This is a genomic window from Burkholderia sp. Bp9015 (assembly GCF_003853505.1).
GTDB lineage: Bacteria > Pseudomonadota > Gammaproteobacteria > Burkholderiales > Burkholderiaceae > Burkholderia.
In genome coordinates, this window is sequence record NZ_QTPZ01000020.1 from 92196 (window position 1) to 116143 (window position 23948).

The window sequence follows — 23948 nt, forward strand, 5'->3', positions numbered from 1 at the left end:
CTCCGGGCACATTTGTTTTTTGGCGGGTGCTGCGCGAGCCGTCCGCGGACGGCGCAGCGCCAGACGAGTCGAGAGACTTTACTGCGGGCGAAAGGAGCCGCCGCGTGCGTGACGCGCGACGGCACAGTGAATCGATATGGCGAAACGGGATTACTACGAGGTTCTGGGCGTCGCGAAGAACGCGAGCGACGACGAAATCAAGAAGGCGTATCGCAAGCTTGCGATGAAGTATCACCCTGACCGCAATCCGGACAACAAGGATGCGGAAGAGCATTTCAAGGAGGCGAAGGAAGCCTATGAAATGCTGTCGGACGACCAGAAGCGCGCGGCGTACGATCAGTACGGCCACGCGGGCGTCGATCCGAACATGGGCGGTGCGGGCGCACAGGGTTTCGGCGGCTTCGCGGACGCGTTCGGCGACATCTTCGGCGACATCTTCGGCCAGGCCGCGGGCGGTGCCGCGCGCGGCGGCCGCGGCGGTCCGCAGGTGTATCGCGGCGCCGACCTGCGCTACAGCATGGAAATCACGCTCGAGCAGGCCGCGCACGGCTACGACACGCAGATCCGCGTGCCGAGCTGGGTATCGTGCGAAGTCTGTCACGGGTCGGGCGCGAAGCCCGGCACGAAGCCGGAAACCTGCCCGACCTGTCACGGCCAGGGCACGGTGCGCATGTCGCAGGGCTTCTTCAGCATCCAGCAGACCTGCCCGAAGTGCCACGGCACCGGCACCTACATCCCGGAACCGTGCGTGCACTGCCACGGCTCGGGCAAGGTGAAGGAAACCAAGACGCTCGAAGTGAAGATCCCGGCCGGCATCGACGACGGGATGCGGATCCGCTCCGCCGGCAACGGCGAGCCGGGCATCAACGGCGGGCCGCCGGGCGACCTGTACGTCGAGATCCACATCAAGCCGCACTCGGTGTTCGAGCGCGACGGCGACGATCTCCACTGCCAGATGCCGATCCCGTTTACGACCGCCGCACTGGGCGGCGAGATCGAGGTGCCGACGCTGGCCGGCCGTGCGTCGTTCCCGGTGCCGGAAGGCACGCAGTCGGGCAAGACGTTCCGCCTGCGCGGCAAGGGGATCAAGGGTCTGCGTTCGAGCATCGCGGGAGATCTGTACGTCCACGTGCAGGTCGAGACGCCCGTGAAGCTGACCGACCAGCAGCGCGATCTGCTCAAGCAGTTCGAGAAGTCGCTGGCCGAGGGCGGTGCGCGTCACAGCCCGCAGAGCAAGAGCTGGTTCGACCGGGTGAAGAGCTTCTTCGAGTAACGGCATGACTGAAGGCAACGAGAGCGCGTCGTTCGCGCTCTTGGACGATTGCGACTCGACCGCGTCCGCGCGGTCGAGTCGTTTGTATTCCGGTTTCGTGCGCGAACGCGTGTGCACGGATCCGGCACGGCTCGACGAAGTCGATGCGGCTGTGGCGCAGGATCTGCGCGACGGGCTGCATGCGATCGTCGTCGGCGACTACGAATTCGGACGCAATCTGGACAGAGCGCAGCCGGGCCATGCCCCGCTGCGCTTTTTGCTGTATGCGCGCTGCGAGCGCCTGTCGCGCGACGAAGTCGATGCGTGGCTCGCGCAGCAGGACGGCGGCGGCCCGCCGTCGATCGCGGGCGTCGCGCACGTCGCGAAGAGCGTGTCGCGCGACGCGTTCGACGCGGCGATCGCCGCGGTGCACGACGCGCTGCGGGCGGGCGATTCGTATCAGATCAACTACACGTACCGGTTGAATTTCGACATGTTCGGCACGCCGCTCGCGCTGTACCGGCGGCTGCGCGCGCGTCAGCCCGTGCGTTACGGCGCGCTGATCGCGCTGCCCGACGGCGCGTGGGTCGTGTCGTGCTCGCCGGAGCTGTTCGTCGAGAAGCACGGCGACCTGCTGCGCGCGCGGCCGATGAAGGGCACCGCGCCGCGCTCGGCCGATCCGCGCGACGATGCGGCGGCTGCCGCGTTCCTCGCGAACGATCCGAAGAACCGCGCGGAAAACGTGATGATCGTCGACCTGCTGCGCAACGACGTGTCGCGGATCGCGCGCACGGGCACGGTCAAGGTGCCGGCGCTGTTCTCGGTCGAGCCGTATGCGTCGGTGTGGCAGATGACGTCGACGGTCGAGGCCGGCTGGCGCGACGGCACCACGTTCGCGCAGATGCTGCGTGCGCTGTTTCCGTGCGGATCGATCACCGGTGCGCCGAAGCACAAGACGATGGAACTGATCGACGCAATCGAGTCGACGCCGCGCGGGCTCTATACGGGCGCGATCGGCTGGCTCGATGCACCGAAGGAAGGCCCTTCGGCAGGCGCTGCGGTGCCCGACGGCGTGGCCGGCTGCGGCGATTTCTGCCTGTCGGTCGCGATCCGGACGCTGACGCTCGATGCGATCGCCGTCGATGCGGCCGCAACGATCGACACGCGCGACGCGGCAACGGCCGCTAGCGGCCGGCGGTGCGGCAGGATGGGTGTCGGCGCGGGCATCGTGCTCGACAGCGTCGCCGCCGACGAATATGCGGAGTGCGAATTGAAAGCGCGATTCCTGACCGATGCCGATCCCGGCTTCCAGTTGTTCGAAACCACGGCCGCGACACGTGCGGACGGCATCCGGCATCTCGAGCGCCATCTCGCGCGGCTGCAGCGCAGCGCGGATGCTTTCGGCTTCCGCCTCGACGCCGACGCGTTGTGCCGCGAGATCGAAGCGCGCTGCGCGGCGCTCGACGGCGACAGTCCGTACCGGATGAAGCTCGCGCTCGCGAAGGACGGCACGGTCGACATCACGGCCGCGGTATTGAAGCCGCTGCCCGCGGGGCCGGTCGGCGTGATGCTCGCGTCCGCGCACGGCTTCGCGCCGACCCGCGCGGACGATGCGCTGCTCTTGCACAAGACGACGCACCGCGCGGAATACGACCGCGCGTGGCAGGCGGCGGAAGCGCTCGGCGGCTTCGACATGCTGTTCGTGAACGAGCGCGGCGAGGTGACTGAAGGCGGGCGGTCGAATGTGTTCGTGAAGCTCGACGGCCAGTGGGTGACGCCGCCGCTGGCGAGCGGCGTGCTGCCGGGCGTGATGCGCGGCGTGCTGCTCGACGATCGTGCATTCGGCGCCGTGGAGCGGGTCGTCACGCGCGACGATCTGGCGCGCGCGGAGGCGCTGCTGCTGACCAATGCGTTGCGCGGCGCGCTCGATGCGGTATTGAAATGACGCCATGACGGCGTCCGGGCCGCGTGCCCCATGACCCGCCGCTACGGCATCCAAGGAAAAAGCGCGGCGCCCGCAAAGGGCGCCGCGCTTTTTTGTATCGAACGGGTAGCGGCGCACGCGCCGCCGGCCGCGCGTCAGAACGAGTGTTCCGGGCCCGGGAACGTGCGGTCCTTCACCGCGCTCACGTACGCCTCGACGGCCGCCTGGATGTTCGGCTGGCCCTGCATGAAATCCTTCACGAAACGCGGCCGCTTGCCGGGGAAGATGCCGAGCATGTCGTGCAGCACCAGCACCTGACCCGAGCAATCGAGCCCTGCGCCGATGCCGATCGTCGGGATCTTCAGCATGTGCGTGACTTCGGACGCGACAAGCGTCGGCACCGCCTCGAGCACCACGAGCTGCGCGCCCGCATCTTCGATCGCCCGCGCATCGCGCAGCAACTGCGCGGCGCCGGCTTCCGTGCGGCCCTGCACCTTGAAGCCGCCGAACGCATGCACCGACTGCGGCGTGAGGCCGAGGTGCGCGCACACCGGCACGGAGCGTTCGACGAGGAAGCGGATCGTGTCGGCGAGCCATTCGCCGCCTTCGAGCTTCACCATCTGCGCGCCGGCGCGCATCAGCGTGACCGCGTTCGCGAACGCCTCGGCCGGCGTGCCGTACGTGCCGAACGGCAGATCGGCGACGACGAGCGCGCGCGGCTGCACGCGCGCGACGCATGCGGTGTGGTACGCGATGTCGTCGAGCGACACCGGGAGCGTGGTCGTGTGGCCCTGCAGCACGTTGCCGAGCGAATCGCCGATCAGCAGCACGTCGGTGCCGGCGCGATCGAGCAGCGCGGAAAAGCTCGCGTCGTAGCAGGTGAGCATCGCGATCTTCTCGTCGGCTTCGCGCATTGCCTGCAGCTTGGGCACCGTGACGGCAGGCCGGCTCGATTCCTGGAGATAGGTCATGGGAAATCCGGTTCGATGGGGAGGAACGACAGGCGAGGACGCGTCAGCGCGTCGTCTCGCCCTTGACGAAGAATTCCTTGCGGCCGCGCATCGTGTCGATGCGCTCGACCAGCAGCGCGAGGTCTTCGGGGGAATCCAGCGGGTTCAGGTGTTCGGCTGCGACCGTGAGTACCGGCGTGCGGTCGTAGTGATAGAAGAATTCGTTGTATGCATCGACGAGCGAGCGCAGGTACGCGTCGCTGATCTGCAGCTCCATCGGCAGCCCGCGCTTCTGGATGCGCGAGAACAGCACCTCGGGGCTCGCCTGCAGGTAGACGACGAGATCGGGCGCGGGTGCCTGCGGCACGTCGAGGTGCGTCGCGATCGACCGGTACAGCTGCCATTCGTCTTCCGGCAGGTTCAGCCGCGCGAAGATGTCGTTCTTCTGCGGCATGAAATCGGCGACGACGGGCCGGCCCGTATCGAGCGCGCCGATCAGTTCGCGCGCCTGCTGCGCGCGCTGCAGCGCGAACGACAGCTGCGCGGGCAGCGCGTAGCGCGCGGTGTCGCGATAGAAGCGTTCGAGGAACGGGTTGTCCTGCGGGCGTTCGAGCAGCGCCTGCATCGACCAGCGCTCGGCGAAGAGGCGCGCGAGCGTCGTCTTGCCGACGCCGATCGGGCCTTCGATCACGAGGTAGCGATGCGGGGCGCGCAGGTCGGGCGCGGTGACGGTCAGCGGAGTGGTGTTCATCGGCAGGGGTTCTTGTCGGCGTCAGCGCCGGCGGCAAGGGCCTTCTGCATCAGGCATTGGCAGGTCTGCACCTTCTCGACGCGCTGATCGGCGACGGCGGCGAGGAACGCATCGGCGCGGCCGCGCGCGGGGATGTCGAGCGCCGGTTCGATTTCGACGAGCGGCACGAGCGCGAATGCGCGATCGGTGAGGCGCGGATGCGGGACGATCAGGTCGGGTTCGTCGATCGAATCGGAGCCGAACAGCAGGATGTCGAGGTCGAGCGTGCGCGGCGCGTTGCGATACGGGCGCTCGCGCCCGAAGTGATGTTCGATCTTCTGGCAGAGCGCGAGCAGCTCCCGGGCCGACAGCGTCGTGTCGAGCTTGACGACGCAGTTGTAGTAATCGTCGCCGCCCGCTTCGAAGGGCGCCGTGCGATACAGGCTCGATTTGCCGAGGATCGAGATGGTGCGCTGCTGCGCGAGGCATACCACCGCGTCCTTCAGGGTCTGGCGCGCATCGCCGAGATTCGCCCCCAGTCCGATATATGCAACCGTCATGGCATCACTTCCTACGTCGTTCGCCGGCGAGCGCGTCAGTCGTCGGAACCGCCCGCGGTGTCCGGCGCCTGCTCGGCGGCGCCTTCGCCCGGCTTGCGGTTTCGCGCACCGCCGCGGCGGCGCCGCTTGCGGGGCGATTTTTCCTTCGAGCCGCCCTGCGTGAGGAGTGCCTCACGGGCGGCCGCGTCGCCTTCGATGAAATCCGTCCACCACTGTCCGACTTCCGCATCGAGCTCGCCGGATTCGCAGCGTAACAGGAGGAAATCATACCCCGCTCTAAACCTTTGGTGTTCCAGCAGCCGCATCGCGCTGCGGCCCGAGCGTTTTTCGAGGCGCAGTTGCAGGCCCCAGATCTCGCGCATGTCGGCCGAGTAGCGCTTGTGGATCGCGAGCTTCTCGGTCTGCATGTCGAGCACGTCGTCCATCGCGCGATGGAGCGCCGGCACCGGGATTTCGCCCTCCGCCGTGTATTGCTCGAAGCGCTGGCGCATGTCGTGCCACAGCAGCGTCGCGAACAGGAAGCCCGGCGACACCGGCTTGCCGGCGCGCACGCGCGCGTCGGTGTTGTTCAGCGCAAGCGTGATGAACTTCTCGCCCTGCGGCTGCTCGAGCACGACGTCGAGCAGCGGCAGCAGCCCGTGGTGCAGGCCTTCCTTGCGCAGCTGCTGCAGGCACGCGAGCGCATGGCCCGACAGCAGCAGCTTCAGCATTTCGTCGAACAGGCGCGCGGCCGGCACGTTGTTGATCAGGTCGGCGAGCGCGTTGATCGGCTCGCGCGTGTGCGGCTCGATCTCGAAGCCGAGCTTCGCCGCGAAGCGCACGACGCGCAGCATCCGCACCGGATCCTCGCGGAAGCGCGTGGCCGGGTCGCCGATCATCCGCAACAGGCGGGCGCGCATGTCGGCCATCCCGTCGTGGTAGTCGAGCACCGTCTGCGTTGACGGGTCGTAGTACATCGCGTTGATCGTGAAGTCACGGCGCGCGGCGTCTTCGTGCTGTTCGCCCCACACGTTGTCGCGCAGCACGCGGCCGCTCGCGTCCACCGCATGCGTGCGGCGGTCGAGCTCGTCGCGCTTCAGGCGCTTCGGCGGCTCGGCCGCGGCGGCTTCGGGCGGCGCGTCGACCAGCGCGCGGAACGTCGACACCTCGATCAGTTCCTGGCCGAACTGCACGTGGACGATCTGGAAGCGGCGGCCGATCAGGCGCGCGCGGCGGAACAGGCGCTGCACCTCGGTCGGCGTCGCGTCGGTCGCGACGTCGAAGTCCTTCGGCGCGATGCCGAGCAGCAGGTCGCGCACGGCGCCGCCGACGATGAACGCGCGAAAGCCCGCCTGCTGCAGCGTGTCGGTCACGCGCACGGCGTTCCGCGAGATCAGCGACGGATCGATCTGGTGCACGCTGGCCGGCACGACGGTCGGCTCGTGGTTGCTGCGCGCCTTCCTGGCGCCGCCGCCGCGGCTCCCCTTCGCGGGGCGCGGGGCAGGGGCCGTTTCGACGGCGGGCGCCTCGACGGGCGACGTGTGTTCGGCGCCGTCCTGGCCGAGCAGCTTGCGAATGAATTTTTTGATCACGACGTTCAGAAGAGATCGAGGATGCGCCAGCCGCGGTCGCTTGCATGCGCACGCAGCGTGTCGTCGGGGTTGGTCGCGATCGGGTCGGTGACTTTCTCGAGCAACGGGATGTCGTTGTGCGAGTCGCTGTAGAAGTAGCTGTGTTCGAAGTCGTCCCAGTGCTTGCCGAGCGACGCGAGCCACGCTTCGGTGCGCACGATCTTGCCTTCGCGATAGCTCGGCGTGCCGGTCGGCCGGCCCGTGTACGGCGAGTCGGGATGGCCGTCGGTCGTTTCGACCTCGCACGCGATCAGCGTGTCGACGCCGAACGCGGTCGCGATCGGACGCGTGATGAACTCGTTGGTCGCGGTCACGACGCAGCACAGGTCGCCGGCATCGAGGTGCTTGCGCACGAGTTCGAGCGCGGCGGGCGTCATCGCGGGGCGGATCACCTCGTGCATGTACTGCTCGTGCCATTCGGCCAGTTGCGCGCGCGAATACTTCGCGAGCGGCGTGAGCATCGCGCACAGGTAAGCATGGATGTCGAGCTTGCCGGCCTTGTAGTCGGCGAAGAATTGATCGTTCTGACGCGAGAAGCTTTCCGCGTCGACGATGCCGAGCTTCACCATGAAGCGGCCCCATTCGTGGTCGCTATCGGTCGGGATCAGCGTGTGATCGAGGTCAAAGAGTGCCAGATTAGTCATGGAAGCGCATTTTACTCGAAGCGGTTCGGGCCTGTGCCCGGTGGTGCGATGTCGTCGCCGGGGCGGGCCAGCATCCGGCGCAGCAGCGGCAGCGTGACGGCGCGTTTCTGCTCGAGCGAGAAGCGGTCGAGCGCGTCGAGCAGCGCCATCAGGCTCGGCATGTCGCGGCGGAAATGGGTGAGCAGGTAAGCGGCGATGTCGTCGGTGAGCGCGATCCCGCGCTCCTTCGCCGCGAGCTTCAGTACGGCGATCTTGCCGGCGTCGGACGGCGGCGACAGGTGGAACACGAGCCCCCAGCCGAGGCGCGTGCGCAGATCCTCGCGCACGTCGAGCGCGAGCGGCGCCGCGGGGCCCGCTGCGACGAACGCGCTCGACGGGTGCGCGCGGACCTCGTTGAACAGGTTGAACAGCGCGACCTGCTGCGTGTCGCTCATCTTGTCGCAGTCGTCGATCGCGTAGATGCCGATGCGCGGGTCGAACGTGAACGCGCCGAGCGGGCTTTGCGGCGTCAGATAGCGCGCGTAGCCGTACGACGCGTCGCTCACGAGCGCCTGCAGCAGGTGGGTGCGGCCGCTGCCGGGCTCGCCCCAGATGTAGAACGACCGGTCCGGCACGGGCCCCGCCGCGAGCGCGAGGTCGAGCTTCTGGAGCCGCGAGATGAGCTCGTCGTTCTCCTCATTCATGATGAAGTTGTCGAACGTGGCGGGCGGCGGCGTGCCGAGATCGAGCGTCAGTTGACGGGACACAACAGTCACAATGCAGGTCGGTTGATGAAACGCGCGCCGTACGCCGGGCACGCGCGGGGGGCTGCTCCGGTGCCTGAACACGCGGCCGCACGCACGGCGGCGCGCGGTTTCCGGCGCGGCTCGCGGGGCGATGAAAACGGGGACGTGTCGACCAAGATGCAATCCCTGACGATTCGGTGCTGGGAATTCCGGCCAACGGGCCGGCTTCGGGTAAAATCGCATTTTACCGACCTTCTCGCATTCCCCCATGAATCCTCCGAAATCCGCTCCCGACGCCCAAGGTCTGTCCTACCGCGACGCAGGCGTCGACATCGACGCGGGCGACGCGCTCATCGACAAGATCAAGCCTTTTGCGAAGAAAACCCTGCGCGACGGCGTGCTCGGCGGCATCGGCGGGTTCGGCGCGCTGTTCGAAGTGCCGAAAAAGTACCAGGAGCCCGTGCTCGTATCGGGCACCGATGGCGTGGGCACCAAGCTCAAGCTGGCCTTTCATCTGAACAAACACGACACCGTCGGCCAGGATCTGGTGGCGATGAGCGTGAACGACATCCTCGTGCAGGGCGCCGAGCCGCTGTTCTTCCTCGATTACTTCGCGTGCGGCAAGCTCGACGTCGACACGGCCGCGACCGTCGTCAAGGGCATCGCGCATGGTTGCGAACTGTCGGGCTGCGCGCTGATCGGCGGTGAAACGGCCGAAATGCCGGGCATGTACCCGGACGGCGAATACGACCTGGCCGGTTTCGCGGTCGGCGCGGTCGAGAAGAGCAAGATCATCGACGGCAGCACGATCGCCGAAGGCGACGTGGTGCTCGGCCTTGCCTCGAGCGGCATCCACTCGAACGGCTTCTCGCTCGTGCGCAAGATCATCGAGCGCGCGAACCCCGACCTGTCGGCCGATTTCCACGGCCGCTCGCTGGCCGACACGCTGATGGCGCCGACGCGCATCTACGTGAAGCCGCTGCTCGCGCTGATGCAGAAGCTGTCGGTGAAGGGCATGGCCCACATCACCGGCGGTGGCCTCGTCGAGAACATTCCGCGCGTGCTGCGCGAAGGCCTCACGGCCGAGCTCGACCAGAACGCGTGGTCGCTGCCGCCGCTGTTCAAGTGGCTGCAGGAGCACGGCGGCGTCGCCGACGCGGAAATGCACCGCGTGTTCAACTGCGGGATCGGGATGGCCGTGATCGTCTCGGCGGCCGATGCCGACGCGGCGATCGCCGACCTGACGGCCGCCGGCGAACAGGTGTGGAAGATCGGCACCGTGCGTGCGAGCCGCGAAGGCGAGGCGCAGACGGTCGTGGTCTGACGCAGCGCACGCAGGATGCAGCAAGGAGAGCCGCCCGGAGTCGATCCGGGCGGCTTTTTTTCTGGCGTGGCGCTTGGCGTATTGGCGGGCGGCCCGAAAGAGGAACGACGCTGACCGAAGACGAGGGTATCGCGCGCAAGCAGGATCGATGCGCGGCGATCCTGCCCCGTTATTGATCGTCGATGCGGCCGTCGAGCACGCGTTCGAGCGTGTCGAGCGCCTGCGCCGTCGAATCCGGCGCGACGCAGTCGACGACGATCCGCTCCGGCATCGCGCGCAGCCACGTGATCTGCCGTTTGCACAGCTGGCGCGTCGCGAAGATGCCTTTGTCGCGCATGGTCCGGTAGTCGGTGTTGCCGTCGAGGAATTCCCATGCCTGCCGGTAGCCGACACAGCGCATCGACGGCAGGCCGAGATGCAGATCCTCGCGGCGGCGCAGCCGTTCGACTTCGTCGATGAAGCCCGCGTCGAGCATCGCGTCGAAGCGTTGCGCGATGCGCGCGTGCAGCACCGCGCGGTCCGACGGTTCGAGCGCGACCGGCACGAAGCGATAGGCCGCGGCCGCGTCGTCCGCGCGCCGCGGCGCGGCGAGCAGCACCGACATCGGCTGCCCGCTCAGCAGGAACACTTCGAGCGCGCGCTGGATCCGCTGCGAATCGTTCGGTGCGAGCCGCGCGGCCGTCGCGGGGTCGACCTGCGCGAGCCGCGCGTGGAGTGCCGGCCAGCCGTCGCGCGCGGCCTCGGCGTCGAGCTCCGCGCGCACGGCGGGATCGGCGGTCGGCAGGTCGTTGAGGCCCTGCGTGAGCGCCTTGTAGTACAGCATCGTGCCGCCCGCGAGCAGCGGCGTGCGGCCGCGCGCGGCGATCTCGCCGATCAGGCGCAGCGCGTCCGCGCGGAATTCGGCCGCCGAATATGCGTCGGCCGGGTCGATGATGTCGATCAGGTGATGCGGCACGCTCGCGCGCTCGTCGCGCGTCGGTTTCGCGGTGCCGATGTCCATGTCGCGGTAGACGAGCGCCGAATCGACGCTGACGATCTCGATCGGACGGCGCGCGGCGAGCGCCAGCGCCGCGGCCGTCTTGCCCGATGCAGTGGGGCCGAGCAGGCAGGCGATCGTCGTCGGAGCGGACTGCGGTGAAGCGTTCATTGCCCGCGCATGAAGAGACGGTCGAGATCGTTCAGCGTGAGCTGATACCACGTCGGCCGGCCGTGATTGCACTGGTCCGCACGTTCGGTCGCTTCCATCTGGCGCAGCAGCGCGTTCATCTCGTCGAGCGTCAGGCGCCGGTTCGCGCGCACCGCGTGGTGACACGCAAGCGTGCCGAGCAACTCGTGCTGGCGTTCGGTGAGCACGCGCGAACCGCCGAACGCGTGCAGGTCGGCGAGCACCGCGCGCGCGAGCGACTGCAGGTCCGCGTCCTTCAGCAGCGCGGGCACCGCGCGGATCGCGAGCGACGTCGGCGACAGCACCGCGAGGTCGAAGCCGAGCGATTCGAGCGTGTCGCGTTCTTCCTCGACCGTGCCGATCTCGACCGGCGTCGCCGTCATCGAGATCGGCAGCAGCAGCGACTGCACGGCGACCGTGCGGTCGGCGAGCGCGTTCTTGAACTGTTCGTACAGGATCCGTTCGTGCGCCGCGTGCATGTCGACGATCACGAGGCCGTGCGCGTTCTGCGCGAGCACGTAGATCCCGTGGATCTGGCCGAGCGCGAAGCCGAGCGGCTGCTCGTCGTGCGCGGTGACGGCGAGCGGCGACGCGACGAAGCCCGACAGCGGCGCGGCCGGCGCGGCCGGCGCAGCCGCTGCATCGGCCGCGTCGCGCGCGACGATCGTCGTGCCGTCCGGCGTGCCCGCGCCGGTGTCCTTGCGGCCGAACAGCGCGTCGTAGAGCGCGAGCGGCTGCGCGACCGGCAGCGTGCCCTGCGTCATGCGCGCCTGGCGCATCCACGTGTTGCCCGACGACGAAGAGGACGACGGCGACGAGAAGCCGCTGCCGCCCGTGCCGGCGGCCGCGCCCTGGCCGAGCGGCGTATTCAGGAACGACGCGGGGCCGCTCGGCGCCGGTGAGAGTTGTGCGGCATGGCCGCCCACGGTGGTTTCCGGCGACGCGCCTGCATGGCGCGCGAGCGCGCGCTGCACCGCGTGGAAGACGTACTGGTGGATCGAGCGCGAATCGCGGAACCGCACCTCGATCTTCGACGGGTGCACGTTCACGTCGACGGCTTCGGGCGGCAGATCGAGGAACAGCACGTACGACGGGTAACGGTCGCCGTGGAGGACATCCTCGTACGCCGCGCGCACCGCGTGCGTGAGCAGCTTGTCGCGCACGAAGCGGCCGTTGACGAAGAAGTATTGCTGGTCGGCGCGGCCGCGGCTCGCGGTCGGCAGGCCCGCGCAGCCGTAGACGGCGAGCGGCCCGGCCTGCTCGTCGAGCGGCAGGTGTGCGGTCGCGAAGCCGTCGCCGAGGATCTTCGCGACGCGCTGTGCGGGTTCGGTCGCGTTCCAGTGCTCGACGGCCTTGCCGTTGTGCAGCACCGAGATCGCGACGTCCGGCCGCGCGAGCGCCGCGCGGCGGATCATTTCGAGGCAGTGGCCGAACTCGGTCTGCTCGCTTTTCAGGAATTTGCGGCGCGCGGGCGTGTTGAAGTACAGCTCGCGCACCTCGATCGTCGTGCCGATCGCGCCGGCGGCCGGCGACAGCGCGCCCGTGGTCGCGTCGATCTTCGTCGCATGCGCGACCTCGGCCGTGCGGCTCGTGATCGACATCTCGGCGACCGACGCGATCGACGCGAGCGCTTCGCCGCGGAAACCCAGCGTCGCGACCGCCTCGAGCTCCTCGAGCGAGCGGATCTTGCTCGTCGCGTGGCGCATCAGCGCGAGTGGCAGTTCGTCGGGCGGAATCCCGCAGCCGTCGTCGGTGATCGAGATGCGCTTGACCCCGCCTTCCTCGAGCACGATGCGCAGCGTCGTCGCGCCGGCGTCCATCGCGTTCTCGAGCAATTCCTTGACGACCGACGCCGGGCGTTCGACCACCTCGCCGGCGGCGATCTGGCTGATCAGCTGGTCGGGCAGGGGCTGGATCGCGCGCAGCGGGCGCGCGGCGGGCGTGGGCACGGCGCCTGCGGCCGTTTCGGTGATTTCGGACATGGCCGAATTATAGCGAGGCGGCGGCGGATGCCGTGGCCGGGGCCGCTTACGTTTTTTTCACGGAGCCTTAAGGTAGTTTCGGTATGATGACTGCGTTCCGCGCACCGCCTTGTCCGGCGGGCACTCCCGCTTTTCGGCCACTCCGGCCCTTTCGCCTTCGAGGAATCGCATTTGGATACGCTGCTTCATTTCGTCAACCTGGTCCTGCATATCGACGCGTTCCTCGGCGACTTCATCCGGCAGTACGGTGCGTGGGTGTATCTGGTGCTGTTCCTGATCGTGTTCTGCGAGACGGGGCTCGTCGTGTTGCCGTTCCTGCCGGGCGATTCGCTGCTGTTCATCGGCGGTGCGTTCGCGGCGACGGGCGACATGAACGTCGGCGGGCTGATCGTGCTGCTGCTGGTCGCGGCGATTGCCGGCAATACCGTGAACTACCTGATCGGCCGCTGGGTCGGGCCCAAGGTGTTCAATACGCATATCCCGGTGCTCGAGCGCTTCCTCGATCGCGCTGCGCTGCAGAAGACCCACTCGTTCTACGACAAGCACGGCGGCAAGACGATCGTGCTCGCGCGCTTCATCCCCGTCGTGCGCACGTTCGCACCGTTCGTCGCCGGCGCGTCGTCGATGAGCGTCGCGCGCTTCCAGCTGTTCAACGTGATCGGCGCGTTGCTCTGGGTGCTGCTGCTGGTGCTGCTCGGCTACTTCTTCGGCAATATTCCGTTCATCCGCCAGTATCTGAACGTGATCGTGCTGGCGGGGATCGGCGCGGCGATCGTGCCGGTCGCGCTCGGCGCGCTCTGGAAGCTGGTGCGCGGGCGGCATTCGGGCGGTACGCAGAACACGCGCGGCCGCTGAGCCTGCGCGTTTTCCGCTTCGGCGCAGTGAAAAGCGTGGCAGTTGCCACGCTTTTTTTTCGTCCGTGCGGTTCGTGCGGTCCGATCGATTGCCGATGTGCGGTATCGGCCGATCCGGCTGCTCGACGCCGGCAGCTTCAGTCGGAATCCTGCGAACCGTTGGGTGGCACCGTTCTGTCAGGTCGTGCGATGGAAGATCGGCGTTTCGGGCGTCGGGTATTGCGCGTCGCGGAACGTCTCGAGGATCACGCGGTTGGTGTCGCAGTACACCTGCCAGTAGTTCTCCGGCTGCGTCGACGGACGCACGAACAGCAGCGGGCCTTCCGGCGTGAACTGCAGCACGCCGACGTCCGGCGCAGGCACCTTCATCACGTTCGGGATCAACTGGATCTGCGTCTTCAGGCGGTTGATCGCATCGGCCGCGTCGACGCCGTTCGCGATCTTCGCGGTCAGGTCCACGCGGCGATGCGGCGTCGCGCTGTAGTTCGCGATGTTGTCCGAGAAGATCTTGTTGTTGCCGACGATCGTCACGACGTTGTCGGCGGTGATGATCGTCGTGCCGAACAGGCCGAGTTCCTTCACCGTGCCCGTGACGCCGCCCGCGCTGATCACGTCGCCGATCTTGAACGGACGCAGTACCTGCATGAACACGCCGGCGGCGAAGTGCGCGAGCAGGCCGCCCCAGGCCGTGCCGATCGCGAGGCCGAGGCCGGCGAGCAGGGCGGCGAACGACGTGGTCTGAACACCGAAGATCTGCAGGATCGCGAGGATCAGCAGGATCGTCAGCAGCACGCTGACTACGGAGGTCAGGTAGTCGGTGAGCGTCGGGTCGACCTTGCCGCTGCGGCGTACCACCTTGCCCAGCAGGCGCGTGCCGAGGCGGATCGCCCAGCGGCCGATGAACCACAGGACGATCGCGGCGAGGAGGTTGAGGCCGAAGTCGAGGCCGCGGGTCATCAGGAATTGTTGGGTGGATTCCAGGTTCAGCATGGGGGCTCCTGAGTGAGGGGGAAACGAGCGACTTGAGACTGAGCGTTTATAAATTTATCGGGCGCGATTGAGCAACCGATGACATGCTGTCGCGTTGCTGCGCGACCGACGATTGCGGCGGCATCTCGCTACACGAATGCGGCTATTGCCAGATGCACTGGCGCAGCGAAAACTTCAGGGCGGGAACAATTGTGTGGCGCTCGGGCGTCATGCGCGTGCATGACGCCCTGATCGTGATGTCGACGCCGGGACAACGGTGCGAATGCACTAGAAGATCCGCAGGTCTTACTTGGCGGGGGCTCGGCCGTAGGTATCTTCGAATCGGATGATGTCGTCCTCGCCCAGATAGGCGCCCGATTGAACCTCGATCAACTCCAGCGGGATTTTGCCCGGATTGCTCAGGCGATGCGTGGCGCCGAGCGGGATGTAGGTCGACTGATTTTCCGTCAGCATGATTTCCCTGTCGCCATTCGTGACGAGCGCCGTGCCCTTCACGACGATCCAGTGCTCGGCGCGATGGTGGTGCATCTGAAGGCTTAGCTTTTCGCCAGGGCTGACGATGATCCGTTTCACCTGAAATCTGTCGCCCTGATCAATGCCTTCGTATGACCCCCATGGACGAACGACGCGTCGGTGCGTAACCGATTCCTGGCGGCCCGAGGCGTTCAACCACTCGACGACTTTCTTGACGTCTTGTGCCTTGTCGCGGTGCGCGACGAGCACTGCGTCGGCGGTTTCGACGATCACGACGTTGTCAAGGCCGAGTGCCGCGACCATGCGATGCTCTGCGCGGATGTACGAATTCTCGACGCCTTCGGTGAAGACGTCACCGATCAGCGCGTTGCGTTGAGCGTCGGTCGTCGCGATCTCCGCCAGCGCGCTCCATGACCCGATGTCGTTCCATCCAAGGTCGGCGGAGGCAACCACTGCCGCACGGTCGGTCCGCTCCATCACCGCGTAGTCGATGGAGATATTGGGACTGGCCGCGAACACCTTCGAGTCCAGGCGGATGAAGTCTTCGTCACGTTGCGCGGCTTTCAGCGAAAGCTCGGCATGGTGGGCGACGTCCGGGGCGTGGCGCTGCAATTCCTCGAAGTATGTCGATGCCTTGAGCATGAACATGCCGCTGTTCCAGCAGTATCCGCCGTCGGTCACGAAGCTTGCGGCCGTTTGAGCGTCCGGTTTCTCGATGAACGCGTCGACGTGATGGACATCCTGATCTTCGGCAATCCGCGGACCCCGGCGGATATAGCCGTAACCGGTATGTGGTTCGGTCGGAGCGACGCCAAACGTGACCAAATATTGATCCGCCGCAATCGCCGCCGCTTTTTGACTGGCCGTCACGAAGGCGGATTCGTTCAGGATGACGTGATCCGAAGGAAGAACGAGTAACAGAGCATCAGGCCATTCATGCATCGCCAACAGTGCTGCGATCGCGATGGCCGGCGCCGTATTTCGGCCGACCGGTTCGAGCACTATCGACGACGGTGTGACTCCGACTTGGCGAAGCTGCTCCGCGACCAGAAATCGCTGTTCGAGATTTGTGATGACGATCGGGGCCGAAACATCGGGAATCGCGCGAAGCCGCAATGCGGTTTGCTGGACGAGCGTCGCTTCACCGGTCAGCTTCAGATACTGCTTCGGATAGCCGCCTCGAGACATCGGCCAGAGGCGGGTTCCGCTACCACCGCACAGAATGACTGGATATATATTCATTTCTTTCTCTCTTTCTTTCTCTTCTGATAAATTACGTACTTTTTATACCCGGTCTAAAAGAAGGTTTTTTCCCTCGAGCGTTTGGATTCAATTTCCAGGCGGCGTAGTGAAGTACGTTTCGACTCCAGCGGATCGCCTTGGTAAGTAGTCTCATCCGGCTGTCGCGAATTTTCCCGAGCGGACGGCCCACGCAAGGTGCGATTAGTCGAATGACGGCTTCGGGCGTAGTATACAGCCGCATGCGCCAGTCCCAATATATCGGATAGCGTAATAATACGCCGGCGGTCAGCATATCAATTGACAGTTTGCGCTGGCGCCATCGAATTGGCGCCAGGGCATCGTGCGTCAGTCCCCAGCCCGCATAAAACGGAAAGCCATAAGTAAATACTGCTTTACCTCGCAAAAGTGCGTCGAAGCCGGAAAGGGAAGACAGAGTGTGGACTTCATCAGCAATTTCGATCAGCGAAAGTAAGTCGGAATCGGTGTCGACAAAATCGGCGGCGTGATCAACATTCACTATGCCGTTGCGATTCCCAGACAGTACATCGGGATGTGGTTTGTAAACAATAAATGCTTCGGGGCGGCGTGCGCGTACTTCCCTCAAAAGCTCTTCCGCCGACGAGATTTTTCCCGTCCCGAATCGGATCGACGCATCGTCGGCGACCTGGCCGGGTACGAGCACGATTCTTTGGCCATCGGGCGCGGACCATGTCGGCCGGCGGCGGCCCAGGTTGTATTTGGTAATGCCGAGCGCGGCGATCGATTCCCGCAGAGCGCGGGCCCGGATCAGCTCGCTTTCGCTGAATTCGGCTTCGTTCAGAGTAGCGAGTAAATCGTTGGGTTTCGACGCGTCGAAATATATTCCGGTGCAATCAATCGCCTGGCTGTACGGCGCCATCATGTCGGAACCGAGGCCTGTCGAGTGAATGAAGCCGTCTTCGATGCGAACGATCGGTGTAGGAGCGAATGAGCGGTGCGCGTCTCTCGCTCCCCAAAGAGCGACCCATTCGCCGGGTGCCGCGGATTCAATATTGTCGGCCCACCGCAGCACCCCCCCGCCAGCCGTCAGGAATGGTGTAGCGAACGGCCGCTTCCATCGCTGAAACCGGATGCCTGCGACTCGCTGCAGGTGGGCAAAGCGTTGATGCACGGTGCGTTGCAGTTCGATGCAATCGAGCAGATTGCCGAGTGTTCCCGATTCGTGGGTAGCCGGATTCACGTAACGGGTAAGACGTAAGAAAACGACGTCAAAGAGCGCCCGAAGTGAAGGGCGTGACGTGCGGTCCGCGATGTCCAGATTGTCTGTCGTGAGGCCCCATCCTGCGTAATACGGTGAGCCGAAAACATGCACATTCGCGCCCGAGAGCAGGGCGTTCATTCCCTCGGAGGCGTTGATCGTATAAACGTGATCGATGTGTGGCAAGGCTGCGCAAAGTGAATGTTCTGCGCCGATCCGCTTCGTGTCAGAGGGGAGGTTACGGCAACGGGACGACAGCCAATGGCCGGAACCGGAATCCCCGGATCGTGCAATCCAGAATTCGGCATTCGGATGCCGCCTCTTTGCCGAATCGACCATGTTCGAGAACAATTCGAAGCTGATCGTTGTCGCCGAAAGGCAAGCTCCGTTGGCGCGAGAGCGTTCGTCAATAACGAGAACCCTTGGAGCGCGACGTGCTTCGAGTAACGCCGGCGGGCATTGCGGGAAGGCGTTACGCGCTCGGGTCGCGGCGGTGGCGACCACCCGTTGCATGAGCATGTCGATCTCACTCGATGTTCCAGCCGAGGAGTCCCGCATGAGCTCTGCATCGATTGCGGTTGCGAGTGCGCCGGGTCCGGCCATACCGGTTGCTGGTAGGCTGAACCAGGAGAGGCCCGGGGCACCCGATGGCGTGTCCGACCAGATCGGGCCGGGCCAAACGGTATTTACTGACACGTCGCGGCCCCGCTTGAACGTCAATCCTATTGCTTCCTTCCGTCGGGCGATACACGAAGTGCTTTGCCGACTGCCGATCGCGTCCGCTTTCGAGTCGCGATGATTTACGTTGCGAAGATCGTCATCGATGTCCGAATGTCCGCATCGGGATTTCAAGCGCCGGTTCATTTAACGTAGATCATCCAGAAATCCGTCGACGCACTCGAAGTGCTCGGCCCAACTGGGCGGGTTAAAGCGCGCGATACGGGCGAGTTGGGCAGTACGAGCGCGGCTGTCATTGCGCGCATATTCCTGGACGGCCGCTAACCAGTTTGGGCCATCCAGCGGATCGTGATATTCGGGAATATCACCAGCTATCTCGCGAAAGACTCCGAGGCCGCTAGCAATGACCGGCGTATGTACCTTAAGCGCCTCGATAAGCGGCATGCCATAGCCTTCGACGAACGACGGAAACAGCAACGCTTGCGCATGCTGAAGATAGGCGTGGAGCCGGATGTCTGTGCAAGCTGTCTCTTCGATTACAATGCCTTTCAATTCATCGCAGCGCTCGAGCATGTCGACAGCGTTTTCGCATTCCCAGCCACGTCTGCCGATGATGACCAACCGGGGCGTGGCGTCGCCCATGATTTCCGCGAGCCGTCTCCATACATGCAGTATGAACCAATGATTCTTTCTCGGCTCGATTGTGCCAAGCATGACGAAGTATGGCATTTCGATCGGCCGCACACTGTGTCTCCGTTCCGAAATACCGGGAGCGAGATGCGCGACGGTGTACGGAGGCATTGGGGTTCCGGACAATTTTGCTTCGGATTTAAGCGTTTCGATCGTGAACTGAGAATTTGCCACTACTCCGGCCGCATGTGCCATCGTATTGCGAATGCGGCATTGATGAATATTCTTGGTAGTCGGACGACAATATTCGGGGTGAGTCAACGGAATAATGTCGTGAATCATGACTACCGATCGGACGCCGCGATTTTCCATGGATCGAAAATAGCGAGCATTTTCAATACCGGAGTGACTCGTATGCAGGAGGATGCCGCGTGGAAAGCGTTCTCGGCGAGCAGCACGAAGAAGCGCTTTCGCCATCAGCATGCGTGTGGGAAGGGTGCGTGCAACATCCTGTTCTAGGAGTAGTTCGAAGGCGCGCCGCGAATCGGCGCGCGAAAGCACGGCGCTGAAGCCGTTGGCGCTGATAACGGCGCGAGTAGACTGCCGATGCCCGTAATGTCGGATGTATTCGAGCCCAACCCGGTCGACACCAGTCGGCAGAGTGTGATCGATCAGCCTGCCAATTAAACGGGACACATCGAGGAGTATGGCTGACAATTTTGGAGTCGCGCTGCAAACGCGCTTATGAGTCTTGTAAATTTGTGAAATATCGATATGTCACGGTCAAACCGGCTCGAAGCGAAAATTCTGGCGACCAAGCCTAACATCTTGTTCACGATTGTGCCAAAATTCACGGCGCGCGCTTGTCGCGCCCGTATATTAGCAGGCTGTCCGGATTGTTAGGAGACACTCCTGCGCCGAAGCGAGAGACCATCCCCTCAACTCCCACTTAGCGCGAGTGGCCGGATAGGCTTTTGCTTAGTCCGGAGCATCGCGGTGTCCGATTGGGGCAATCGGAACGCCACTTGGATCTCGAGTGCCAGGGTCACCCGCGATACGGTAGATTGCCCGCATCAGAAACCATTACGTGCAAGAGCAGCGAATACATGAATTTACGTCGAATTACCGCAAAATTGACAATTTTTCCGGTTCTCTGTTGTCTGGCTTCGTGTGGGATCGTTCCTTCGTCGGGGCCAACGGCGTCGCAGGTCGTGGAGGGGAAGGATGCAGGTAATGTCCATGGCATCCAGATTGTGGATCTTACCGATTCAGTTGCGCGCAAACTCGTCGCGGAGCGCAAGGTCGTTGATTTTGCAGGCACATTTGGCCAGCAACTCGGCGCGCAACAAGAACTCGGCCCGGGCGATGTGGTCGAGCTTTCAATCTGGGAGGCTCCACCAGCCATGCTGTTCGGAGCAAGCGCGTTACCGGGTGATTCGACTTCTTCTGGTGGCGCACGCGCGACGGTACTACCGCAGCAGACGATCGACGTCAATGGCAATATCGACATTCCATTCGTCGGACCAGTCGCGGCAGCAGGGCGTACGACAACCGAATTGTCGCAATTGGTCGCAAATCTCTTGAAAGGCAAGGCCAACCAGCCACAGGTAGTGGCGCGGCGAGTCAAGAATGCGACGTCCTACGCGACGATTGTCGGCGATGTGAACAACAGTACGCGACTCGAATTGAGTCCAGGTGGCGAGCGAGTGCTGGACGCACTCGCCGCGGCCGGCGGCGTACGTCAGCCTGTCGACAAGACGACGATTCAGATGACGCGCGGTGACAAGGTCGAAGCGTTGCCTTTGCAGAACATTATTCGAGACCCCCGACAAAATGTATCGCTGCGAAGCGGCGATGTCATTACCGCGCTGTTCCAGCCATCGAGCTTTACAGTCCTTGGCGCGTCCGGAAAGAACGACGAAATCAATTTCGAGGCTCAGGGGATTACGCTTTCACAAGCTCTCGCGCGTAGCGGCGGCCTGAATGACGGCAGGTCCGATCCCAAGGGCGTATTCATTTTCCGATTTGAGCCGAGCAATGCGCTGGAATGGACGAACAAGCCGGTTATCGAGACTGCCGATGGGAAGGTTCCGGTCATCTACAGGATGAACCTGAAGGATCCGGCCAGCTTCTTCGTCGCTCAGTCATTTCAGGTAAATAATCATGACCTTATCTACATATCGAATGCACCTGTTGCCGAGCTTCAGAAATTCCTGAATCTCGTGTTCTCGGTTGTATTCCCGGTGACGAACGTGATTCGTGCATATTGAGTCAGGGTTCCGCCTGGAACGGAGAACGGATTGTCGCGGTTAAACCATCAAAAGCTTTGCGTTGGCGGCTCTTCAGGGAGATGTGCGTCGCGGTGGCATTTGAGCCTTTAACGATACAGATATCGGCTAGTTAACGATGAATTTTCCCAAGAAGATCAACAAATTATTTGCTGGAACCGTTGTCATTCCAACATTGGTTTCGGCGGTATATTTCGGACTGGTCGCGTCCGATATATATGTTTCGGAATCGCTGTTTGTCGTGCGCAGCCCGGCGCGGCAGGTGGCATCCCCCCTTGGACAGATTCTGAGCGGTACGGGCCTGGTAAGAGGGCAGGACGATGCCTATGTGGTGCAGGACTATATTCTCTCGCGCGACGCGCTGCAGTCATTGGAGAAGAAAGATCGCGTGATGGAATCGTACAGCAACCCGAATATCGATATATTTGCGCGCTTCGGGACGCTGGACTGGGATAAAAGTTTTGAGACCTTTTATCGATATTTTCAAAAGCGTCTCGATCTTCAGATTGACTCGCTGTCTTCGATTTCCACTCTGACCGTTCGTGCCTATACCGCCACGGACGCGCATCTCATCAATGAGCGCCTTCTCGAACTGGCCGAGGATCGCGTCAATGAGCTGAACCAGCGTGCACAGTCGGATACGATCCAGTTTGCCAACCAGGAAGTGGCGAGTTCCGAGCAACGGGTCAAGGCTGCGGCAGTAGCGCTTGCGGCTTACCGCAACCAGAAGGGAGTGATCGATCCGGAGAAGCAGTCGGTCATTCCGCTTCAGCAGGTGGCCGAACTGCAGAATCAGTTGATTGCCGCCAAGGTGCAACTGAATCAAATGCTCACTTTGGCGAAAGACAACCCGCGAATTCCGTCCCTGAACGCTCAGATTGCTCTGCTCGAAAAAGAAGTCGAGCAAGAGAGTCGGCATGTAGCGGGCGGCGGTGATCGGTCGCTTGCCAGCAAGGCGCCTGAGTATCAGCGGTTGGCGCTCGAGAAGGAGTTCGCGGACAAATTGTTGGCAAGCGCCATGACCACGCTCGAGCAGGCGAGAAGCGAAGCGCAGCGCAAGCAACTCTACCTCGAGCGGATCGCCCAGCCCAGCAAGCCGGACTCAACGAACGAGCCTCATCGGCTGAGAGGCGTTGTTGCGACGTTTCTGCTCGGCATGATTGTTTGGGGTGTCTTGTCCTTGACAATGGCTGCCGTCAAGGAACATGTGGATTAAGAACGTCCATGAACAACACAGATCTGCGCATGGTCGACATTCGTCGGTCCCTGAAAATTCAGGCTCGCATTGTCGGGGCGCTACTGATGCGCGAAATTCTCACTCGTTATGGGCGACACAATATCGGGTTCATGTGGATATTCGTGGAGCCTATGATGTTTACGGTGGGTGTATTGGTGTTATATACGGCGTTCGGCGCACACCAATATGCTCTGCCAATCGTGGCGTTTACGTTGAGTGGGTATGCAACGGTTCTATTGTGGCGTAACACGATCAATAGATGTGGTAACGCAGTCGAGCCTAATCGAGCTCTGATGCATCATAGAAATGTCCGCACTATCGATCTTTTTGCCGCGCGAATCATTCTCGAAATCGCAGGCGCGACAATGTCGTTCCTTATCCTATCGATAATATTCATTGTAATCGGCTTGATAAATGTGCCGGAAGATTTGACAAAAATGGTCATTGCTTGGGTGCTCCTGGCTTGGTTCGCGATGGATATGTCATTAATTATCGGCCCGTTGGCTGCACTAAGTGAGACATTCGATCGCGTTTGGCACGTGTTCACGTACCTATTTTTACCTCTTTCCGGGGCATTCTATATGGTTGAGTGGTTGCCAAAAGGCTTCCAAAGCACGGTTCTCTGGATCCCGATTGTGAATTGCACGGAGCTCCTTCGTGAGGGCTTATTTGGTGTGGGAATTAGGGCCCATTACAGTATCGGCTATGTTTTCCTTGTAAATATGTCTCTAATGATTCCGGGGTTGCTGTTGGTTCGCTATGTTGGCGCAAGAGTGGAGGGGGAGTGATAGAGCTAAAAAATGTGTCCAAGCATTATCGGCTCCATGCGGGCTCTCACGTAGTGTTCGACGAGTTGAACCTTAAGATTAAGAAAGGTGAGAAAATTGGAATCCTGGGGCGAAACGGTGCGGGTAAATCAACATTAATAAGATTGATTAGCGGGGCTGAACTTCCTACTAAAGGGCGTGTGCACCGCGGGATGTCCGTATCATGGCCGCTTGCGTTCGGTGGGGCATTCCAAGGAAGTTTGACGGGCGTTGATAATATACGTTTTATTTGCCGGGTATACGATGCGGATCTGAATAAGGCGATTCCAGTCGTCGAGGAGTTTGCTGAACTCGGTCGATACTTGCGTGAGCCAGTGAAAACGTATTCCTCCGGGATGCGTGCCAGATTAGCATTCGCAATATCAATGGCTATTGAATTCGACTGCTTTTTGATTGACGAGGTCATTGCGGTTGGTGATGCGCGTTTTCACGACAAATGTCAGAGGGAGCTTTTTGATCGGCGCCAAGATCGGGCAATGGTTATTGTTTCTCATGAACCAAATAATATTCGCGATCATTGTGATAAGGCACTGGTGCTTCACAACGGAGTATTGCATCAATTTCCGGATGTCGATGCCGCATACAATTTCTATAATCAACATTGCTGAGAATTACAAGGTAAATA

At 63.0% G+C, this 23948-nt stretch carries 20 protein-coding genes; 8 read left to right on the top strand and 12 right to left on the bottom strand.

Going from position 1 to position 23948, the window contains the following annotated elements:
• The first annotated feature begins 136 nt into the window (after positions 1-136).
• A complete protein-coding gene (gene dnaJ, locus DIE12_RS21695; RefSeq protein WP_044844050.1) occupies positions 137-1273 on the top strand; it encodes a molecular chaperone DnaJ in 1137 nt (378 codons plus the stop codon).
• A gap of 4 nt (positions 1274-1277) precedes the next feature.
• A complete protein-coding gene (locus DIE12_RS21700) occupies positions 1278-3197 on the top strand; it encodes a chorismate-binding protein (protein ID WP_124551344.1) in 1920 nt (639 codons plus the stop codon).
• Positions 3198-3331: 134 nt separating this feature from the next.
• Here the strand turns inward: DIE12_RS21700 and panB are convergent, their stop codons facing one another.
• From panB to hda, 6 genes are read right to left on the bottom strand one after another with little or no spacing between them, the layout of a single operon-like run.
• Positions 3332-4147, bottom strand: coding sequence for a 3-methyl-2-oxobutanoate hydroxymethyltransferase (panB, locus tag DIE12_RS21705; RefSeq protein WP_044844052.1), 816 nt, complete (start codon positions 4145-4147; stop codon positions 3332-3334).
• 43 nt (positions 4148-4190) lie between these two features.
• On the bottom strand, positions 4191-4877 hold the full coding sequence (locus DIE12_RS21710; RefSeq protein ID WP_044844053.1) for a deoxynucleoside kinase: 687 nt from the start codon (positions 4875-4877) through the stop codon (positions 4191-4193).
• Positions 4874-5416, bottom strand: a complete 543-nt coding sequence (gene folK / locus DIE12_RS21715; protein WP_044844054.1) for a 2-amino-4-hydroxy-6-hydroxymethyldihydropteridine diphosphokinase — start codon at positions 5414-5416, stop codon at positions 4874-4876. Before folK ends, DIE12_RS21710 begins: the two co-directional genes overlap by 4 nt.
• Positions 5417-5451: 35 nt before the next feature.
• Positions 5452-6987 carry a polynucleotide adenylyltransferase PcnB gene (gene pcnB, locus DIE12_RS21720; protein WP_124487954.1) on the bottom strand — a complete coding sequence of 512 codons (1536 nt, stop codon included), beginning with the start codon at positions 6985-6987 and terminating at the stop codon, positions 5452-5454.
• A gap of 5 nt (positions 6988-6992) precedes the next feature.
• Positions 6993-7670: an HAD family phosphatase gene (locus tag DIE12_RS21725; RefSeq protein ID WP_044844056.1), complete on the bottom strand. Its 678-nt coding sequence runs from the start codon at positions 7668-7670 to the stop codon at positions 6993-6995.
• Between the two features lie 11 nt (positions 7671-7681).
• Positions 7682-8416: a DnaA regulatory inactivator Hda gene (hda, locus tag DIE12_RS21730; protein WP_044844057.1), complete on the bottom strand. Its 735-nt coding sequence runs from the start codon at positions 8414-8416 to the stop codon at positions 7682-7684.
• A gap of 247 nt (positions 8417-8663) precedes the next feature.
• Between hda and purM the strand changes: the two genes are divergently transcribed.
• Positions 8664-9719, top strand: coding sequence for a phosphoribosylformylglycinamidine cyclo-ligase (purM, locus tag DIE12_RS21735; protein ID WP_124551345.1), 1056 nt, complete (start codon positions 8664-8666; stop codon positions 9717-9719).
• A 169-nt stretch (positions 9720-9888) separates the two neighbouring features.
• Here the strand turns inward: purM and miaA are convergent, their stop codons facing one another.
• Both miaA and mutL read right to left on the bottom strand, forming a co-directional pair.
• On the bottom strand, positions 9889-10866 hold the full coding sequence (gene miaA, locus DIE12_RS21740) for a tRNA (adenosine(37)-N6)-dimethylallyltransferase MiaA (protein WP_124529724.1): 978 nt from the start codon (positions 10864-10866) through the stop codon (positions 9889-9891).
• Positions 10863-12866 carry a DNA mismatch repair endonuclease MutL gene (gene mutL, locus DIE12_RS21745; RefSeq protein WP_124551346.1) on the bottom strand — a complete coding sequence of 668 codons (2004 nt, stop codon included), beginning with the start codon at positions 12864-12866 and terminating at the stop codon, positions 10863-10865. Before mutL ends, miaA begins: the two co-directional genes overlap by 4 nt.
• Before the next feature lie 171 nt (positions 12867-13037).
• Here mutL and DIE12_RS21750 point away from each other — a divergent pair, with 171 nt between their 5' ends.
• On the top strand, positions 13038-13721 hold the full coding sequence (locus DIE12_RS21750; protein WP_124551347.1) for a DedA family protein: 684 nt from the start codon (positions 13038-13040) through the stop codon (positions 13719-13721).
• A 176-nt stretch (positions 13722-13897) separates the two neighbouring features.
• On the opposite strand, the gene DIE12_RS21755 is transcribed toward DIE12_RS21750, so the two are convergent.
• From DIE12_RS21755 to DIE12_RS21770, 4 genes are all read right to left on the bottom strand, one after another.
• The gene (locus DIE12_RS21755) at positions 13898-14710 is read right to left on the bottom strand and encodes a mechanosensitive ion channel family protein (RefSeq protein WP_044844061.1); all 813 of its coding nucleotides are present in this window, start codon (positions 14708-14710) and stop codon (positions 13898-13900) included.
• 285 nt (positions 14711-14995) lie between these two features.
• Positions 14996-16426 carry a mannose-1-phosphate guanylyltransferase/mannose-6-phosphate isomerase gene (locus DIE12_RS21760; protein WP_124551348.1) on the bottom strand — a complete coding sequence of 477 codons (1431 nt, stop codon included), beginning with the start codon at positions 16424-16426 and terminating at the stop codon, positions 14996-14998.
• Positions 16427-16457: 31 nt separating this feature from the next.
• Positions 16458-18266, bottom strand: a complete 1809-nt coding sequence (locus DIE12_RS21765; protein WP_260429038.1) for a capsular biosynthesis protein — start codon at positions 18264-18266, stop codon at positions 16458-16460.
• A 261-nt stretch (positions 18267-18527) separates the two neighbouring features.
• A complete protein-coding gene (locus DIE12_RS21770) occupies positions 18528-19688 on the bottom strand; it encodes a glycosyltransferase family 1 protein (protein WP_124520293.1) in 1161 nt (386 codons plus the stop codon).
• A 389-nt stretch (positions 19689-20077) separates the two neighbouring features.
• On the opposite strand from DIE12_RS21770, the gene DIE12_RS21775 reads away from it, so the two are divergent.
• The 4 genes from DIE12_RS21775 to DIE12_RS21790 all read left to right on the top strand — a co-directional run bounded on the left by DIE12_RS21775 (position 20078) and on the right by DIE12_RS21790 (position 23931).
• On the top strand, positions 20078-21241 hold the full coding sequence (locus tag DIE12_RS21775; protein ID WP_124551350.1) for a polysaccharide biosynthesis/export family protein: 1164 nt from the start codon (positions 20078-20080) through the stop codon (positions 21239-21241).
• 136 nt (positions 21242-21377) lie between these two features.
• Positions 21378-22475, top strand: coding sequence for a hypothetical protein (locus DIE12_RS21780; RefSeq protein WP_124551351.1), 1098 nt, complete (start codon positions 21378-21380; stop codon positions 22473-22475).
• A gap of 29 nt (positions 22476-22504) precedes the next feature.
• Positions 22505-23284, top strand: coding sequence for an ABC transporter permease (locus DIE12_RS21785; protein WP_124551371.1), 780 nt, complete (start codon positions 22505-22507; stop codon positions 23282-23284).
• Positions 23281-23931 (top strand): ABC transporter ATP-binding protein, encoded by a 651-nt coding sequence (locus tag DIE12_RS21790; RefSeq protein WP_124551352.1) that lies wholly within the window; start codon positions 23281-23283, stop codon positions 23929-23931. The genes DIE12_RS21785 and DIE12_RS21790 overlap by 4 nt, the downstream gene beginning before the upstream one ends.
• Positions 23932-23948: the final 17 nt, after the last annotated feature.

Excerpts from the sequence above, each read along its gene's own strand:
- DIE12_RS21710 (WP_044844053.1), bottom strand. The coding sequence starts at position 4,877 with ATGAACACCACTCCGCTGACCGTCACCGCGCCCGACCTGCGCGCCCCG.
- DIE12_RS21700 (WP_124551344.1), top strand. The coding sequence starts at position 1,278 with ATGACTGAAGGCAACGAGAGCGCGTCGTTCGCGCTCTTGGACGATTGC.
- miaA (WP_124529724.1), bottom strand. The coding sequence starts at position 10,866 with ATGAACGCTTCACCGCAGTCCGCTCCGACGACGATCGCCTGCCTGCTC.
- dnaJ (WP_044844050.1), top strand. The coding sequence starts at position 137 with ATGGCGAAACGGGATTACTACGAGGTTCTGGGCGTCGCGAAGAACGCG.
- purM (WP_124551345.1), top strand. The coding sequence starts at position 8,664 with ATGAATCCTCCGAAATCCGCTCCCGACGCCCAAGGTCTGTCCTACCGC.
- DIE12_RS21755 (WP_044844061.1), bottom strand. The coding sequence starts at position 14,710 with ATGCTGAACCTGGAATCCACCCAACAATTCCTGATGACCCGCGGCCTC.
- DIE12_RS21760 (WP_124551348.1), bottom strand. The coding sequence starts at position 16,426 with ATGAATATATATCCAGTCATTCTGTGCGGTGGTAGCGGAACCCGCCTC.
- DIE12_RS21785 (WP_124551371.1), top strand. The coding sequence starts at position 22,505 with ATGGTCGACATTCGTCGGTCCCTGAAAATTCAGGCTCGCATTGTCGGG.
- DIE12_RS21725 (WP_044844056.1), bottom strand. The coding sequence starts at position 7,670 with ATGACTAATCTGGCACTCTTTGACCTCGATCACACGCTGATCCCGACC.
- DIE12_RS21775 (WP_124551350.1), top strand. The coding sequence starts at position 20,078 with ATGAATTTACGTCGAATTACCGCAAAATTGACAATTTTTCCGGTTCTC.
- DIE12_RS21765 (WP_260429038.1), bottom strand. The coding sequence starts at position 18,266 with ATGGCCGGACCCGGCGCACTCGCAACCGCAATCGATGCAGAGCTCATG.
- DIE12_RS21780 (WP_124551351.1), top strand. The coding sequence starts at position 21,378 with ATGAATTTTCCCAAGAAGATCAACAAATTATTTGCTGGAACCGTTGTC.
- mutL (WP_124551346.1), bottom strand. The coding sequence starts at position 12,866 with ATGTCCGAAATCACCGAAACGGCCGCAGGCGCCGTGCCCACGCCCGCC.
- folK (WP_044844054.1), bottom strand. The coding sequence starts at position 5,416 with ATGACGGTTGCATATATCGGACTGGGGGCGAATCTCGGCGATGCGCGC.
- panB (WP_044844052.1), bottom strand. The coding sequence starts at position 4,147 with ATGACCTATCTCCAGGAATCGAGCCGGCCTGCCGTCACGGTGCCCAAG.